This is a genomic window from Halorientalis persicus (assembly GCF_900110215.1).
GTDB classification, from domain to species: Archaea; Halobacteriota; Halobacteria; order Halobacteriales; family Haloarculaceae; genus Halorientalis; species Halorientalis persica.
Genome location: NZ_FOCX01000003.1, coordinates 80,637 through 94,882, shown reverse-complemented (window position 1 = coordinate 94,882; position 14,246 = coordinate 80,637). Strand labels below are relative to the sequence as shown.

The 14,246-nt window shown below is 66.5% G+C and carries 16 protein-coding genes; 6 read left to right on the top strand and 10 right to left on the bottom strand.

The genetic code is table 11. The features are described 5' to 3' along the window. Positions 1 to 151: 151 nt before the first annotated feature. Positions 152 to 1,888 carry a BCCT family transporter gene (locus tag BMX17_RS04215; RefSeq protein WP_244514931.1) on the top strand — a complete coding sequence of 579 codons (1,737 nt, stop codon included), beginning with the start codon at positions 152 to 154 and terminating at the stop codon, positions 1,886 to 1,888. A 33-nt stretch (positions 1,889 to 1,921) separates the two neighbouring features. On the opposite strand, the gene BMX17_RS04210 is transcribed toward BMX17_RS04215, so the two are convergent. From BMX17_RS04210 to rtcA, 4 genes are all read right to left on the bottom strand, one after another. Continuing rightward, the gene (locus BMX17_RS04210) at positions 1,922 to 4,567 is read right to left on the bottom strand and encodes a PAS domain S-box protein (protein WP_092657991.1); all 2,646 of its coding nucleotides are present in this window, start codon (positions 4,565 to 4,567) and stop codon (positions 1,922 to 1,924) included. A 147-nt stretch (positions 4,568 to 4,714) separates the two neighbouring features. Then, the gene (gene thrC, locus BMX17_RS04205) at positions 4,715 to 6,037 is read right to left on the bottom strand and encodes a threonine synthase (protein WP_092657989.1); all 1,323 of its coding nucleotides are present in this window, start codon (positions 6,035 to 6,037) and stop codon (positions 4,715 to 4,717) included. A 49-nt stretch (positions 6,038 to 6,086) separates the two neighbouring features. Further along, positions 6,087 to 6,473, bottom strand: coding sequence for a helix-turn-helix domain-containing protein (locus BMX17_RS04200; RefSeq protein WP_092657987.1), 387 nt, complete (start codon positions 6,471 to 6,473; stop codon positions 6,087 to 6,089). A 67-nt stretch (positions 6,474 to 6,540) separates the two neighbouring features. Next, positions 6,541 to 7,578 carry an RNA 3'-terminal phosphate cyclase gene (rtcA, locus tag BMX17_RS04195; protein WP_092657985.1) on the bottom strand — a complete coding sequence of 346 codons (1,038 nt, stop codon included), beginning with the start codon at positions 7,576 to 7,578 and terminating at the stop codon, positions 6,541 to 6,543. A gap of 187 nt (positions 7,579 to 7,765) precedes the next feature. Here rtcA and BMX17_RS04190 point away from each other — a divergent pair, with 187 nt between their 5' ends. Beyond that, a complete protein-coding gene (locus tag BMX17_RS04190) occupies positions 7,766 to 8,797 on the top strand; it encodes a PAS domain-containing sensor histidine kinase (RefSeq protein WP_139203421.1) in 1,032 nt (343 codons plus the stop codon). A 42-nt stretch (positions 8,798 to 8,839) separates the two neighbouring features. Here BMX17_RS04190 and BMX17_RS27235 read toward each other — a convergent pair whose 3' ends face one another. Continuing rightward, on the bottom strand, positions 8,840 to 8,962 hold the full coding sequence (locus tag BMX17_RS27235; protein ID WP_280141355.1) for a hypothetical protein: 123 nt from the start codon (positions 8,960 to 8,962) through the stop codon (positions 8,840 to 8,842). An 87-nt stretch (positions 8,963 to 9,049) separates the two neighbouring features. Continuing rightward, positions 9,050 to 9,475, bottom strand: a complete 426-nt coding sequence (sufU, locus tag BMX17_RS04185; protein ID WP_092657981.1) for a Fe-S cluster assembly sulfur transfer protein SufU — start codon at positions 9,473 to 9,475, stop codon at positions 9,050 to 9,052. Positions 9,476 to 9,736: 261 nt separating this feature from the next. Here sufU and BMX17_RS04180 point away from each other — a divergent pair, with 261 nt between their 5' ends. The 4 genes from BMX17_RS04180 (at position 9,737) to BMX17_RS04165 (ending at position 11,275) form a co-directional block, all read left to right on the top strand. Next, positions 9,737 to 9,940: a hypothetical protein gene (locus tag BMX17_RS04180; RefSeq protein WP_092657979.1), complete on the top strand. Its 204-nt coding sequence runs from the start codon at positions 9,737 to 9,739 to the stop codon at positions 9,938 to 9,940. Positions 9,941 to 10,002: 62 nt separating this feature from the next. Continuing rightward, positions 10,003 to 10,701 (top strand): AzlC family ABC transporter permease, encoded by a 699-nt coding sequence (locus BMX17_RS04175; RefSeq protein ID WP_092657977.1) that lies wholly within the window; start codon positions 10,003 to 10,005, stop codon positions 10,699 to 10,701. Continuing rightward, a complete protein-coding gene (locus BMX17_RS04170; RefSeq protein WP_092657975.1) occupies positions 10,691 to 11,032 on the top strand; it encodes an AzlD domain-containing protein in 342 nt (113 codons plus the stop codon). The genes BMX17_RS04175 and BMX17_RS04170 overlap by 11 nt, the downstream gene beginning before the upstream one ends. 39 nt (positions 11,033 to 11,071) lie before the next feature. Further along, positions 11,072 to 11,275 (top strand): hypothetical protein, encoded by a 204-nt coding sequence (locus tag BMX17_RS04165; RefSeq protein WP_092657973.1) that lies wholly within the window; start codon positions 11,072 to 11,074, stop codon positions 11,273 to 11,275. Between the two features lie 120 nt (positions 11,276 to 11,395). On the opposite strand, the gene BMX17_RS04160 is transcribed toward BMX17_RS04165, so the two are convergent. The 4 genes from BMX17_RS04160 to BMX17_RS04145 form a co-directional block, all read right to left on the bottom strand. Continuing rightward, positions 11,396 to 12,640 (bottom strand): aminotransferase class V-fold PLP-dependent enzyme, encoded by a 1,245-nt coding sequence (locus BMX17_RS04160; protein ID WP_092657971.1) that lies wholly within the window; start codon positions 12,638 to 12,640, stop codon positions 11,396 to 11,398. 68 nt (positions 12,641 to 12,708) lie between these two features. Beyond that, positions 12,709 to 13,119: an acyl-CoA thioesterase gene (locus BMX17_RS04155; protein WP_092657969.1), complete on the bottom strand. Its 411-nt coding sequence runs from the start codon at positions 13,117 to 13,119 to the stop codon at positions 12,709 to 12,711. 62 nt (positions 13,120 to 13,181) lie between these two features. After that, positions 13,182 to 13,472: a DUF424 domain-containing protein gene (locus tag BMX17_RS04150; protein ID WP_092657967.1), complete on the bottom strand. Its 291-nt coding sequence runs from the start codon at positions 13,470 to 13,472 to the stop codon at positions 13,182 to 13,184. Further along, on the bottom strand, positions 13,469 to 14,224 hold the full coding sequence (locus tag BMX17_RS04145; protein ID WP_092657965.1) for a tetratricopeptide repeat protein: 756 nt from the start codon (positions 14,222 to 14,224) through the stop codon (positions 13,469 to 13,471). The genes BMX17_RS04150 and BMX17_RS04145 overlap by 4 nt, the downstream gene beginning before the upstream one ends. Positions 14,225 to 14,246 lie beyond the last annotated feature (22 nt).

The window sequence follows — 14,246 nt, the reverse complement described above, 5'->3', positions numbered from 1 at the left end:
CGCTTCCGCTCTCCGAACCACTCCGGGGTTTTATCTTCTCGATATGTGACTTTCTCCCACAGCGGACACACTTGTGTGTCCGCTCCGGTTCAGCGATCGGGTGACTCGTCCGGTGCGCCAATGGGCCGGCGGCCACCCACGGAGGGAAGACGTGTCAGGGGACACGGATCACACGGCGGACGAGGGCGAACGGACGGTCCGGGAACGATTGTTCCACGCCGATTTCGACCGGGACCCGAGTGACGTCACCGTCAGGCGGTTCGGGATCGCCGTGCATCGGATCGTGTTCCCCCTGTCGCTGGCCGTTCTCGTGGCGTTCGTCGCACTCACGCTCGGACTCGGTGAGCAAGCAGCGGACACGTACCAGGCCGTTTCGGCGGCCGTCAACGCGAGGTTCGGCTGGCTCTACGTCCTCGCCGTGAACGTCTTTCTGCTCGCGTTGCTGGTTTTCGGATTCGGTCGGTTCGGTGCCGTCAGGCTGGGTGGGCCCGACGCCGAACCGGAGTTCTCCCGGCCGGCCTGGCTGGCGATGCTGTTCACGTCCGGGATGGGGATCGGGCTCCTGTTCTTCGGCGTCGCCGAACCGATGTACCACTTCCTCTCGGGCGGCGGGTCGTTTTTCGACGCTGCGCCACGCTCGCCCGCCGCCGGCCGTGCAGCGATGGCCATCACGATGTTCCACTGGGGGTTTCACCCCTGGGCCATCTACGGCGTGGTCGGCCTCGGACTCGCCTTCTTCGCCTACAACCGGAACCTCCCACTCGCTTTTCGATCGGTTTTCTACCCGGTTCTCGGTGCCCGGATCTACGACTGGCCGGGACACGTCGTCGACCTCACGGCCGTCGTGGCGACGGTATTCGGGCTGGCGACGACCACGGGACTCGGGGCGATACAGATCACCGCTGGCGTCGACTTCCTCGCCCGGAACACGGTCGCGATGGGCGTCCCCGCTGGGATCGGGACATCGGTCCTCGTCATCGCGATACTCGTTGGCTGTACGACCCTCTCGGTCTTGGCGGGTCTCGAAGACGGTATCAGACGCCTCGCGAAGGCCAACGTCGTCCTGATGGGGCTGTTGCTCCTGTTCGTCTTCGTCGCCGGCCCGACCGTCTTCCTCCTCGACGCCTTCGACAGCGCAATCGGTGTCTACCTGGGGAACTTCCTCGAACTGAGTTTCTACACGGAAGCCTTCGCCGGTACGGCGGCCGGCTGGCAACACGCTTGGACGATCTTCTTCTGGGGGTTCTGGATCAGCTGGGCGCCGTTCGTCGGTCTGTTCGTCGCTCGCATCTCGAAGGGGCGGACCGTCCGCGAATTCGTGGCCGGTGTCCTGCTGGTGCCGACGCTGTTTTCCCTGCTCTGGATGGCGGCGTTCAACGGCGCCGCGCTGTTCGTCGAACTGCACGTTCGGAGTGGCGGCATCGTCGGCCCGCTTCAGGAGCAGGGCCGCGGCGTCGCGCTGTTTCAGATGCTCTCGTTCTATCCGTTCACCCTCCTCACGGCACTGATCGCCACGGCGACCCTGGTCACGTTTTTCGTCACGTCGGCCGATTCGGGATCGCTGGTCGTCAGTTACCTGACCGCCGGCGGGACCCGCGACGAGACCCCCGCGACCCGCCAGCGTGTCCTGTGGCCGATCATCATCGGCCTGACCGCGACCGTCCTGCTCGTCGGGAACGGCCTGGATGCACTCCAGACTGCCGTCGTCACGGCTGGGCTCCCGTTCGCGGTGGTCATTCTGGTGATGGTGTACACGATCTATCGCGGACTGGCCCGCGAACTCGCCGTTCACCGGTCGGCGGCCTATCGGGAGGCGACGGAGTCGCGAGCCGGTCGGGACCCGGACGCGTCGAGACACCACTCGTCCGATCGACGGCACGAGAAGTGAGGCCTTCTCCGAGAGCGATCGAAGCGGAGTCGCTCACTCGGCTTTCGGGAGTTCCACGACGAACGTGGCACCCTCGGTTCCCGCCGGGCTGGCGGCGGCGTCTCGCTCCGTCCGGTCCTCGACCCGGACGTCGCCACCGTAACTCTCGACGAGTGTCTTGACCAGGTACAGGCCGATGCCGGTGCCCTCGCTGTCGAGTCCCTTCTCGCCTTTCCCGAAGATATCCGCTTTCTGGGCGTCGGGTATGCCCGGGCCGTTGTCCACGACGCGCACGACGGCGGCTGCCTGTTGCTCGGTCGCCCTCACGTTCACTCTCGGGACTTCCTTGTCGTTGTGCTGGATGGCGTTTTTCAACAGGTTCCGGAACACCGACGCCAGCATATCGTTCGCCTGGACCCCCACCGATGGAATCGTGCCCTCGTTCGTGACGACCGCTTCCGAGTAGCTCGACTGCACCTCCGCGATCTCGCTTTTGAGGACCTCTCTGAGGCCGACCTGCTGGAGGTCCTCCTTGGCCGACAGCATCACGTCGGCCATCTGGCGCGCCGACTTCGTGAGTTCGACCGCGTGGTCGGCGTTCTCCATCACCGTCTCGATGTACTCCTCTTCCGTCGGCTCCTCACACTCGTCGGCGAGCAGTTCGGCGTAGGCCGTCACCAGTTGCAAGTCGTTGCGGATGTCGTGCCGGAGGACCTGATTGAGGACGTCGAGGTTGTCGCGTTGCTCTTCGAGTCGCCGTTCGTACTCCTTGCGCTCGGTGATGTCCCGCACCAGGGCGTGTAACGCTGGCTCGCCGTCGTGTTCGAACCGGCTGAGTTTCACCTCGGCGGGGAACTCGCTGCCGTCGACACGCTGGTGGGTCCACTCGAAGAACGCCGCTCCCTCCGCGAAGGCCGTCTCGACGTGTGCCAGCGCCGCTTCTTTCGAGTCGGCCCCGTCAGGTTGTGTCGACGGGGAGAGATCCCAGGGCGTATACTCGACGAACTCCGCGACCGACTCGACGCCGAACAGGTCGAGTGCCTGTTCGTTGCAGTCGAAAAAGCCGTCCCGATCGAGCAACATGAGAGCGTCGCGGGTGTCCTCGAACAGGTTGCGGTACTTCTCCTCGCGGGCAGTCAGTGCACGTTTCTGTGCTTTGCGCTCGCTGATGTCACGTACCAGCGCGTGGACGACGGGCTCGCCGTCGTGTTCGAACCGGCTGAGTTTCACCTCGGCGGGGAACTCGCTGCCGTCGACACGCTGGTGGGTCCACTCGAAGAACGCCGCTCCCTCCGCGAAGGCCTCGTCGATCCGGTTCAGTGCCGCGTCCTTCGAGCCCCGCCCGTCCGGCTGTGTCGGCGGGGAGAGCGCCCAGGGCGTATACTCGACGAACTCCGCGACCGACTCGACGCCGAACAGGTCGAGCGCCTGTTCGTTGCAGTCGCGGTAGCCCTCACGGTCCATCAGCATGAGGGCGTCGCGAGAGTCCTCGAACAGGTTGCGGTACTTCTCCTCGCGGGCCGCGAGTTCGCGCTCGTGTCGTTTCTGCTCGGTGACGTCGACGAGATACCCCAGGAGATGGTTGTTCTGGCCGTCCTCCCGGAGGTCCCTAGTGTACTCTTTCACCCACCGGATCTCACCGTCCGCGGTGCGGACTCGGTAGGGTTCGATGTCGAGATGGCGGCCCTCTTCTCCGGCGGCATCGGCGACTGCCTGAACGACCCGATCCAGGTCGTCCTCGTGTACGATGTCGGCAAAGACCATCGTGTCGGACTGGAGTTGCTCGGGCGTGTACCCCAGCACGTCCTCGACGTTCTCCGAGGCGTACGTGACCGGCCATCCCTCCTCGTCTTCCCACTTGAAGACGACCGCCGGCCCCTCTCTGAACATATCCCGCTCCTCCTGGAGTGCCAGTTCGGCCCGCTTGCGGTCGTCGATGTCCTGATGGATGCCGACCGCCCGGACTGGCTCCCCGTCTTCGTCGCGCTCGACGACTTTGCCCATGGTTCGGACCCACTTCCAGTCACCCGCCTTCGTCTTCAGGCGGTACTCACACCGGTAGTACGGCGTCCGGTTCTCGACGTGTTCGGCCAACGCCTCGTCGTGCCGTGTCTTGCCCTCCGGGTGGACGACTCGCTCCCAGTCACGGAGGTGATCTCCCATCTCCGCTTGCGTGTACCCGAGCATGTCGGTCAACAACTCGTCACGCCGCACCTCGTCGGTCTCCATGTCCCAGTCCCAGATCCCGAGATTCGCCCCCTCGAGCGCCAGCTGCATACGCTCTTTCGTGGTCTGCAGGTCCGCCTCCCGCTCCTTGCGGTCGGTGATGTCCCGGCCGGTGACGAGGGCGCCGCCGAGTACCTCGTCGTCGCGGTGGTCCTGTACCGTCATCTCGAGCCAGCCCCAGGACTCGTCGGCCCGCCCCACCCTGGCCTCGATCGTCCGGGAGTCCGCGGTGTCCCCAAGCGTCGTGAGTGTCTCGGCGAGCGTCTCCCGGTCGTCGGGGTGAACGAAGTCTTCGAGGGTTTCACCGAGTACGCCATCGGCTTCGTGACCGAGAACGGAGTCGACCGCAGGGCTCGCGTACGTCACCGTCCCGTCGGTGTCGACGACCAGGGTGACGGCCGCCGATCTCTCGACGAGCCGCCGGTACCACTCGCGGTCTCGCTCCGGCGACGCTGTCTCTCCGGGATCTGTCATCCGTGAGCTCTAGTCACACACACCGCGTCTCACCCACTTGAATCCGCCGAGCGACTCACTCGCCCAAGCAGTCGAGACACGGCCCAGCGAGAACCGTACCGACCGACACACACGTGCCGGTCGATCGTCCGTCGTCGCGACGACTGGTTAGCGGAGTTTGCCGAGCATCTTCCCGAGTAGACCGTCGCCGCTGCCGTCGACCCGCTTGCCCGCGAGGTGGTCGAGGACTTTGTCCGTGTCGTTGGGGACGGGTTCGGGATCCGCGCCGGCCTCGGCGGCGGCCTCGGGGTCCTTCAGCAGGTGGCCGGTGGTCAGACAGACCACGTCCTCGCCGGGGTCGACCTCGCCGGCCAGCCGGAGTTTCCGCAGGCCGGCGACGGAAGCGGCCGAGGCGGGTTCGACGCCGATGCCCTGCTCGGCGAGATCGCGCTGGGCCTCGGTGATGCGCTCGTCGGAGACGGCGACGGCGGTCCCGCCCGTGTTGCGGATGCCGGGCAGGGCCTTCGGCGCGTTGACCGGGTTGCCGATGCGGATGGCGGTCGCGCGGGTCTCGACCTCGTCCCAGCGCTCGGTGTCCTCCCAGTCGTTCTCGATGGCCTCGACCATCGGCGCGGCCCCCTCGGCCTGCACGCCGGTGAGTTTGGGTACGTCGCCGGGTGCGAGCGCGCCCGACCGGACGAGTTCGCGGAAGGCCTTGTACAGCGCCGCGGTGTTGCCCGCGTTCCCGACGGGGAGGACGATCCGGTCGGGGAACCGACCCTCGTCCTCGTAGAACCGTTCGAGGATCTCGAAGCCGATGGTCTTCTGGCCCTCCAGCCGGAAGGGGTTCAGCGAGTTCAGCAGGTAGGCCTCGCCGCGGCCCGCTAAGTCTTGAACGATGTCGAGACAGGAGTCGAAGTTGCCGTCGACTTCGAGGATGCGCGCGCCGTGGAGACTGGCCTGGGCGACCTTCCCGGCGGCGACCTTCCCGGCGGGGAGGAGGACGAGGGTTTCGAGGTTGGCGCGGGCCCCGTAGGCCGACAGCGCGGCGCTGGTGTTGCCCGTCGAGGCACAGGCCAGGCGGTCGACGCCGACTTCCTGTGCGACCCGGACGCCGACCGTCATCCCCCGGTCCTTGAACGAGCCGGTGGGGTTCATCCCCTCGTGTTTGATCCGGAGGTTGCGCACGCCGATGTCGTCCTCCAGATCCGGGGCGTAGTGCAGGGGCGTGTCGCCCTCGGGCAGTGTGACCCCCTCCTCGAAGGGCAGGGCCTCGCTGTAGCGCCAGACGCCCCGCCCCTCGAAGTCGTCGAAGGTGGGGGCGTCGGCGTAGCGGGCCTCCAGCAGGCCGTCGCAGTCGTCGCAGGTGTAACGCACGTCGTCGAAGGGGGCGAAGGTCTCGCCGCACTCGATGCAGGTCAGCCAGACGCCGTCGTCGGCGTCTTCCGGCACCGTCTGCGGGCCGTCGAGATCGAGATCGAGGGTTGCCATTACCTGACAGGACGGCGCGGCGGCGCAAAAGTGGGGTGGTTTCCGTCCGCTAGGTCTCGCCGCCGAACTCGTCGATCCGTTCGTGGACGTAGGCACACCACTCGTCTAAGGTCTCGTGCATCAACTCGCGGGCCTCCGGGACGGGCGTCGCAGTGTACTGGTAGACGTGGCCACCGTCGTCTAGCAGTCGCCGGTTGCGACTGGCCAGCCCCTTCTCCCGGAGGGTCGACAGCGACCGGTTGACGTTGCTGCGGTCCCGGTCCAGCACGTCAGCCAGTTCGGCGACGGTGCTGTCGGGGCGCTCGGTGAGTTCCAGATACGTCCGTGCCTCGTGGCGCTGTACGTCGAACACACAGGTCAGCACGTCCTCGAACCCCGGCTGGTCGTCGAGCATCAGATCGCGGAACCGGTCCGGTTGCGGGTCGACCGTTGGCATCACTCCCGAGTTTGGTAGCCCGCCGAATAAAACGGGGAGTTACCCGAGACTCACTGCCCGCGGGCACTCAGTTCTCGGCCAGTTCGTCCACCCGCAACCGGGCCCGACCACCCGCCGCCGTCGCTTCGTCCGCGACCGTCACGTCACAGCCAAACCGCGCGAGCAGGTCGACGCCCGACGCGACGTGATCGGTCACCGCCGGCACGGTCACCGCGCCGCCCACCATCGCCAGGAACGGCAACAGCTGATCCGCCAGATACCGGTCCACCGCGGCACCGGTTTCCTCGAAGGTACCGAGCGCGTCGACCGGTTCCCGTCCCACTTTTTCGGCCGGCTTGCCCTTCTCGCCCAGCGCGTCCAGCCCCGCGATACCGTTCTCGTAGTCGGCTCGTACGGTACAGACCGACCCCGGCGAGTCGCTCTCGACGTAGCCGACCACCCGTTCGTGGATCGTCCGCCCTGTACTTTCCAGCCGATCAACTGCGGCCTCGGCCTGGCGCTTGGCCACGTCGGCGTCGGCCAGTCCCGCGCTCGCGAGCGAGTACACCCGCACCCTCTCGGGATCGCCCCGCTCGTCGAGTGCGAGCGGGTCCGGTTCGGCCGGGCCGAGCGTGAGCGTCGCCGCGCCACCGCCGACGGGGTAGAACCCACGGCGGGTGGCGTCGACGGCGACCGGAACGCCCAGTCGTCGCAAGAGCGGGAGCTTCACGCGGCGGTACGTCGTGAGCGGTGGCGACCACGCCACGTCCGTGCCACCGGTCACACGCAGTCGGATCGGCGCGTCCGCCGCCAGCGCCAGCGGGAGCACCGTGTCGAACACGAGCGTGATGCTCCCGGCGGTTCCGACCGCGACCGACGCCGATCCACTCGGCCGCCCGCCGGGCTCGAAGATGACGGTCTCGGAACCCTGATCCACACCAGTGACGGTCGCGTCACAGAGCGCCGCGACCGCCTCGACGGCCGCGGCGTGCTGGGGCTTCAACCCCGGCTCGGGCCGGTCGCCGCGGACGTTCTCGACGCGGACGGGCCGCTCGGTCAGGGCCGCCATCGCGAGGGCGGTCCGGAGGTATCCCCCGCCTGCGTCCCCGCCGTCCAGTTCGATCATGGACGTAGTAGCCCGCCATCGAGGAAAAACGCCCCGTTACCGCGCTTGGAGAGACCGACTCACGATGCTTCAGTTAGGATGACATGAACCGCCGAACTCGCGGGGCCCGGCGCAACCGAAACCGGTGCCACACGGCTCGTAATCCGCGGTGGTTTCAAATAATAGTACTCGAAAACAACCGGTGACGATGTCTCAGGGGGCTGATGATGCGGGGGAGTGGCAGTGTCTGCTGGAAGACCTGCCGGTGATGTACGTCCACACACGAACCGAGGACGGGCAGGCGGTGATCGACGTGTGCAACGAGCGGTTCGTCGAGACGCTGGGTTACGACCGCGAGTCACTGGAGGACCGCCCGCTCGCGGACCTGTTCACGCCCGAGTCGGCGGCGGCGCTGGAGGCCGACGACGCACGACCGGCGGCCGACGACGATCCGGTCACAGAGCGACGCAAGTTGGTGTGTGCCGACGGGACCGTCGTCCACACACTCGTGCGAGCCGTCCCGCGAACGGACGGCGACGGCGTCGTCGGCACCCGGTTTCTGTTCGTCGACATCACGATGCGCGAGCAACGCCGCCGGCAGGCGACCGTCCTCAACCGCCTGCTCCGGCACAACCTGCGCAACGACATGACCGTCGTGTTGAGTCACGCCCGCCTGCTCGCTGACGCGCTCGACGAGACCGAGCAGGATTCCGCACGGAAGGTCCGGGACATCGCCCGGCGCTGGGACCGCCTCGTCGAGAAGGTCCAGCGCATCCGGCAGGTCCTCTCGCCCGAGGACGACTGGCGACCCACCGACCTCGCGACCGTCCTCGAACGCGTCGAGGGCGACCTCAACGACCGCTACCCGGACGCCCACGTGCATATGTTGCGCCCCTCCGAGGGCGCGGCCACGATCCGCCCGGAGGTCGAACTCGCCCTGACGGAACTCTGTGAGAACGCCATCCAGCACGCCGACGCCGACGACCCCGAGGTCGTCGTCACCGTCGGCGTCCCCCCGAACGAACCCTGGATCAAACTCACCGTCACCGACGACGGCCCGCCCATCCCCGAGAGCGAACTGCTGGCGCTGCGCGACGACGAGACCACCCCGCTCGTCCACGGCACCGGCCTGGGCCTGTGGATGGTCCGCCTGGCCGTCGAACGCGTCGGCGGCCACGTCGCCGTCGTCGAGAACGACGAGGACGGCACCGCCGTCACGATCCGCTATCCGTCACAGTGACCGGTCCGTGAAAACCGTCCCGTCGCTCGCAGCCTCACCCGCTCAGTCGTCGTCTTCGGTCGTGGTCTTGTCCACGTCCAGTTCGCCGAAGTAGATGTCACGCCTAAATTTTACGTCCTCGGGTTCCGTCGCTCGCTCCGCTCGCTCTGGAACCGCTCGTCGCAAAATTTAGTATAAAACCCCTTCTCGCAACGGCTCGACTGCTCGCTTGCTCGCAGTCTCGCCTCGCGAGAAGATGCTGCGCTCGCCGCGCTACTCGTCGTCTTCGGTCGTGGTCTTGTCCACGTCCAGTTCGCCGAAGTAGATGTCCGCGCCGTCCTGTGCCACCTTCTCGGCCAGCACGGCGCACTTGATTCGCATCGGTGAGATATCGACGCCGAGCATCTCGACTACGTCGTCCCGATCCAGTTCCCGGAGTTCCTCGATCGTCATCCCCTGGAGTTTCTCGGAAAGCATCGACGCCGAGGCCTGTGAGATCGCACAGCCATCGCCCTGGAAGGCGACGTACTCGATCTCTTCCTCGTCGTCGTCGAGGCGGACCTGCATCTCGATGGTGTCGCCACACATCGGGTTCTCGCCGACGTGTGTGAACGTTGGATCCTCCATCTCCCCGTAGTTACGCGGGCTCTTGTAGTGATCGAGGATCTGCTGTCGGTACATATCGGAGCCGCCGACCATTGTTACTGATTGATAGACGAGTGCGACGCAAAAGGCTTCCGAGCCACCTTTTTCTGCGTCGGGTTCGCGCCAGCGGCGCGAACCGCCCCTTGAAAAACGTGGGTGAAAAAGGCGCGAGCGGCGGAGCCGCTCGCGGAGAACCGCACTCACTCCGTTCGCGCGGATGCTCGACAACTTCCGCACCGCGAACCGCACCGCCGACCGCACACCAAACCTGGTTTTGGGTCAACTGTTTTTATTGTCCCCTTCGTAGCCGACCACATGGCACTCCAACTCCCGCTGGCCCTGCTCGGTATCGCCGAACTGCTCGCCCCCCGCAAAGTCGTCGACTTCTGGATGGACCTCGCCGTCACCGACGACAGCGAGGTCGAACTCCGTCCCTGGGTCTACACCGTCGCCCGCGTCGAGGGCATCCTCATCCTCCTGTGGGTGTTCTCACGCCGCGGCGACGACGCGGACGACTGACCCGCTGCTCGGGTTCCAGCGAGGATAGTCACGCGTAAACACGACCAGATATATCCCCAGCCATGAACCGCGCAGACTTCCGTCGCGGCGTTCGCGACGTGGCTCCCCTCCTGCTCGGCGTCGCCCCCTTCGGTCTCGTCGCGGGCATCGCGGCCGCGAACGCCGGCCTCGACCTCACGCAGGCCGTCGGGATGTCGGTGATCGTCTTCGCCGGTGCCTCCCAGCTGGCCGCGCTGGACCTCGTCGGCCGGGACGCACCGCTCTCGGTCGTCGTCCTCACCGCCGTCGTCATCAACCTCCGTATGTTGATGTACTCGGCCTCGATTGCCCCCCACTTCCGGACGTTCGCCGGCCGCGTCAAGGCTGGCCTGGCCTACCTGCTGACCGACCAGGCCTACGCGCTGTCCATCGCCAGCTACCGGGCCGAAGAGTCGGTCGACCGCGTCGCCTACTACCTCGGCGTCGCCGCCACGCTGTGGGTCGTCTGGCAACTCACGACCGCCGCCGGCGTCCTGCTGGGCACCGGCGTCCCCGACGCCTGGGGCCTGGAGTTCGCCGTCCCGCTCGTCTTCCTCGCCCTGCTCGTTCCCGCGATGGAGGACGGCCCGACCACGGTCGCGGGTCTCGCGGGCGGCACCATCGCCGTCGTCGGTGCCGGCCTCCCGCTCAACCTCGGCCTGCTCGTCGGCGCGTCGGTCGGCATCGTCGCGGGACTGCTCGCCGAGCGGCCCCTGGAGGTGGACGCGACCGATGGCCACTAGCTACGCCGACCCGCTGGTGTGGGGCGTCATCCTCGTTATCGGCGTCCTGACCTACGCCATCCGCCTCTCGTTTATCGGGCTCTTCGGCTACCTCGACGAGATTCCGCCGCGACTCGAACGCCCGCTCCGGTACGTCCCAGCGGCCGTTCTCGCGGCGCTGGTCCTCCCGGCGTTCGTCACGCTCGACGCGAGCGGCCTCGCGGTCGACAAACTCGTCGCCGGCGGCCTCGCCGCGATCGTCGCCTGGCGCACGGAGAACGTCTTCGCCACCATGGCCGCCGGGATGGGTGCGCTCTGGGCCGTTCGTTTCCTGATCCTCCCAGTACTCTGACCGACCGATTTATTCGGGGTGGTGTCATCTATCCGAACGATGCTCGGTCGCTCCGCCATCACGGACGAATCCGGCGTTCGCTGGGCGATGGCGGCGGTCGTGTTCGTCCTCGGTGTCGGGCTGTTGGCCTACGGTGTCGGCCGCACGACCGGCGCTATCGACTGGCAACTGCCAGCCGTCGCGTACTTCGCGGTGGCCGTCGTGTTGTTCGCCCACGCAGCGATCCAGTTCCGGCGGTTGTGAGACCACCTTTTTCGGCCTCGGGTGCACGGAGCGCACCACTCGCCGCAAAAAGCTGGAGCAAAAAGGGCGCGCCCTCGCTCCGCGGCGCGGGAACCGCGCTCACTTCGTTCGCGCGGACGCTCAGGCGAACAACTCCCGCGCGTCTTCGAGCCCCTCGACCAGTTTGTCCACTTCCTCCCGCGTGTTGTAGATGTAGAAGGATGCCCGGGCGGAGGCGGGGACGCCGAGTTTGTCGTGGAGGGGCTGGGTGCAGTGGTCGCCAGCCCGGACCGCCACGCCGTGAGCGTTCAGAATCTCGGACACGTCGTGGGCGTGGACGGTGTCGAGGTTGAACGAGACCAGCGCGCCGCGGTCGTCGGCCGGCGGGCCGAGGATCTCGATATCGTCGAACTCCGAGAGGCGCTCGTGGGCGTACTCGGCCAGGGCCTCGCCGTGGCGCTTCACGTTGTCCATCCCGATCTCGTCGAGGTAGTCACACGCCTCGGCGAGGGCGATGCCCTGCGCGATGACTGGCGTGCCGGCCTCGAACTTCCAGGGGAGTTCGTGCCACGTCGAGTCCTCGAAGGTGACCTTCTCGATCATCATGCCACCGTAGAGGTACGGCTGCATCTCCTCGAGCAGGTGCTTTTTGCCGTAGAGGACGCCCACGCCGGTCGGGCCACACATCTTGTGGCCGGAGAAGGCGAAGAAGTCGGCGTCGATCGCCTCCACGTCGACGGGCATATGCGGGACCGACTGGGCCCCGTCGACGAAGATCAGCGCGTCCTGTTCGTGGGCCAGATCGGTCAGTTCCGAGACGGGGTTCACAGTACCGAGGGTGTTCGAGACGTGGACGACGCTGACCATCGCGGTGTCGGGGCCGATCAGCTCGCGGGCGTGGTCCATGTCGAGGTACCCTTCGTCGTCGACCTCGATGAATCGGACTGTGGCACCGGTCTTCTTGGCGATCTGTTGCCAGGTGACCAGCGCCGCGTGGTGTTCCATCTCCGTCAGGACGATCTCGTCGCCCGGCCCGAGTTCTTCCAGCCCCCACGCGTAGGCGACGGTGTTCATCGACTCCGTGGCGTTTTTCGTGAAGACGATCTCCTCGCGCTCGCCGGAGGCACCGATGAACTCCGCAACGCGGTCGTGTGCGTCCTCGTAGGCGATCGAGGCCTCCTGTGAGAGCTGGTGGAGGCCGCGGTGAACGTTCGAGTTGTACGTGTGGTAGTACTCCACGATAGCGTCGACGACCGGCTCGGGCGTCTGACTCGTCGCCGCGTTGTCGAGATAAACCAGGGGCGTCCCGTCGAACTCCCGCTCCAGAATCGGGAAGTCCGACCGGATATCCTCGACGGAAAGCGGCGCTGATTCGGTGGTCTCCATTGTCAGTATGGAGGGGTTCCGGACCCAACACTCCTTCGGTCCGACCGACGAGAACTAGCCGTTAGCGGTTACGAGAGGTCGGGCTCGAACTCCGCGATGGCCGTCCGCCACTCCTCGGGCAGGGGCGTCGGCGTGCCGTCTTCACCCATGTGGACCTGTGTGGTCTCGCCGGTGGCCGAGACGACCCCATCGCTCCGACGGACCTCGTAGGAGAGGGTCAGACTCGACGATCCCAGCTCGGCGGCCCGGACAGCGATCTCGACCCCGCCGCTGTCGTAGGTGATCGGTGCGCGGTAGTCGAGTTCCAGATTGGCCAGCACGAAGTCCCGTGCCTCCATCGGCGTCTCGAAGACGGTGTCGAGGTACTCCGTTCGGGCCTCCTCCAGATACGTCGCGTAGACGGCGTTGTTGACGTGATCCCAGGGGTCCAGATCGCGATAGCGGATCGGGATCGACGTCGTGAATGCGAATTCGCTCATCGGTCGACACGAGTCCACCCCGACCCCTTTCCCTTACGATCCGGGATGGCCGTGCGTAGTGCTCACATCCGCAACAGCTGGGCGTGGCGCGTGTCCTCGATGTCGAGGACGTTGCCCTCCTCGACGAAGCCGTGTTCGATGGCGACTTCGACGGCGCGGGTGCCGACGATGTTGGCGACGGCACAGCGGGCGAGGCTGTCGACGACGGCCTCCTCGTCGACTTCCTCGCCGTCGTAGAAGTCCGCGTCGACCGTGAGCGAGACCTGGCCGTTCTCGAAGGTCTCCCCGAGCACGTCGGGGTCACAGACCGAGACGAGCAGTCCCTCGTCCGTGTCGCGCTCGTTGAGGATCATTCCAGTTGCTGTTGCTGTTGCTCGTCGACCAGATCCGCTTCGGCTTCCTCGCGCATCTCTTCTGCCTCCTGGGCGACCTCCTCGGCTCTGTCGAACTCGCCCATCTCTTCGAGTGCACGGGCTTTCTCCTCCAGGATGCGGGTGTTACGCTCGCCCAGTCGGATCGCGTTGTCGAAGGCGTTCAGCGCGTCCTCGGCGAGGCCCCGTTCCAGCAGGAAGAAGCCGCGGTTGTACCAGGCTTCGGCGAACCGTTCGTCGATCTCGACGGCGCGTTCTGCGTGCTCCAGGGCCTCCTCGGTACGGCCGAACTCCCAGAGGGCGTACGCCAGGTTGGTCTCTGCGGTGGCCGCGTGTTCGCTGGCGTCGTCGATGTCGATGGCCTCCCGATACGCGCCGATGGCCATGTCGTACTCCTCGAGCTGGGCGTGGGCCGCGCCCTTGTTGACCCAGGCCTCCTGTTCGATCCGGTCGTCCTCGGAAAACTGGGCGACCCGCTCGAAGGCGTCGGCGGCCTGCTCGAAGCGGTTGATCTGCATATACGACAGCGCCACGTCGAGCAACTCCTCGGCGTCGACCGCCTCGCTCGCGAGGTTGCGCTCGTCGAGCATATCCGTGAGCGCCCGGGAGTCGATGGGGTCGACCTTGTCCGGGTCCACGTCGAGTTCCGGCGGGTCCATATCGAACTCGTCGTAGGGGTCCTCGAACCCCTGCCCCTCCGAGAACTCGTAGTCGTCGGGCTCTCTGTCTGTCATACCGACCGATTGGACGGGCAGG

Bases quoted from the DNA above. Each gene is read 5' to 3' on its own strand.
- BMX17_RS04210 (WP_092657991.1), bottom strand. From the start codon at position 4,567: ATGACAGATCCCGGAGAGACAGCGTCGCCGGAGCGAGACCGCGAGTGG.
- thrC (WP_092657989.1), bottom strand. From the start codon at position 6,037: ATGGCAACCCTCGATCTCGATCTCGACGGCCCGCAGACGGTGCCGGAA.
- BMX17_RS04200 (WP_092657987.1), bottom strand. From the start codon at position 6,473: ATGCCAACGGTCGACCCGCAACCGGACCGGTTCCGCGATCTGATGCTC.
- rtcA (WP_092657985.1), bottom strand. From the start codon at position 7,578: ATGATCGAACTGGACGGCGGGGACGCAGGCGGGGGATACCTCCGGACC.
- BMX17_RS04190 (WP_139203421.1), top strand. From the start codon at position 7,766: ATGTCTCAGGGGGCTGATGATGCGGGGGAGTGGCAGTGTCTGCTGGAA.
- sufU (WP_092657981.1), bottom strand. From the start codon at position 9,475: ATGGTCGGCGGCTCCGATATGTACCGACAGCAGATCCTCGATCACTAC.
- BMX17_RS04180 (WP_092657979.1), top strand. From the start codon at position 9,737: ATGGCACTCCAACTCCCGCTGGCCCTGCTCGGTATCGCCGAACTGCTC.
- BMX17_RS04175 (WP_092657977.1), top strand. From the start codon at position 10,003: ATGAACCGCGCAGACTTCCGTCGCGGCGTTCGCGACGTGGCTCCCCTC.
- BMX17_RS04170 (WP_092657975.1), top strand. From the start codon at position 10,691: ATGGCCACTAGCTACGCCGACCCGCTGGTGTGGGGCGTCATCCTCGTT.
- BMX17_RS04165 (WP_092657973.1), top strand. From the start codon at position 11,072: ATGCTCGGTCGCTCCGCCATCACGGACGAATCCGGCGTTCGCTGGGCG.
- BMX17_RS04160 (WP_092657971.1), bottom strand. From the start codon at position 12,640: ATGGAGACCACCGAATCAGCGCCGCTTTCCGTCGAGGATATCCGGTCG.
- BMX17_RS04155 (WP_092657969.1), bottom strand. From the start codon at position 13,119: ATGAGCGAATTCGCATTCACGACGTCGATCCCGATCCGCTATCGCGAT.
- BMX17_RS04150 (WP_092657967.1), bottom strand. From the start codon at position 13,472: ATGATCCTCAACGAGCGCGACACGGACGAGGGACTGCTCGTCTCGGTC.
- BMX17_RS04145 (WP_092657965.1), bottom strand. From the start codon at position 14,224: ATGACAGACAGAGAGCCCGACGACTACGAGTTCTCGGAGGGGCAGGGG.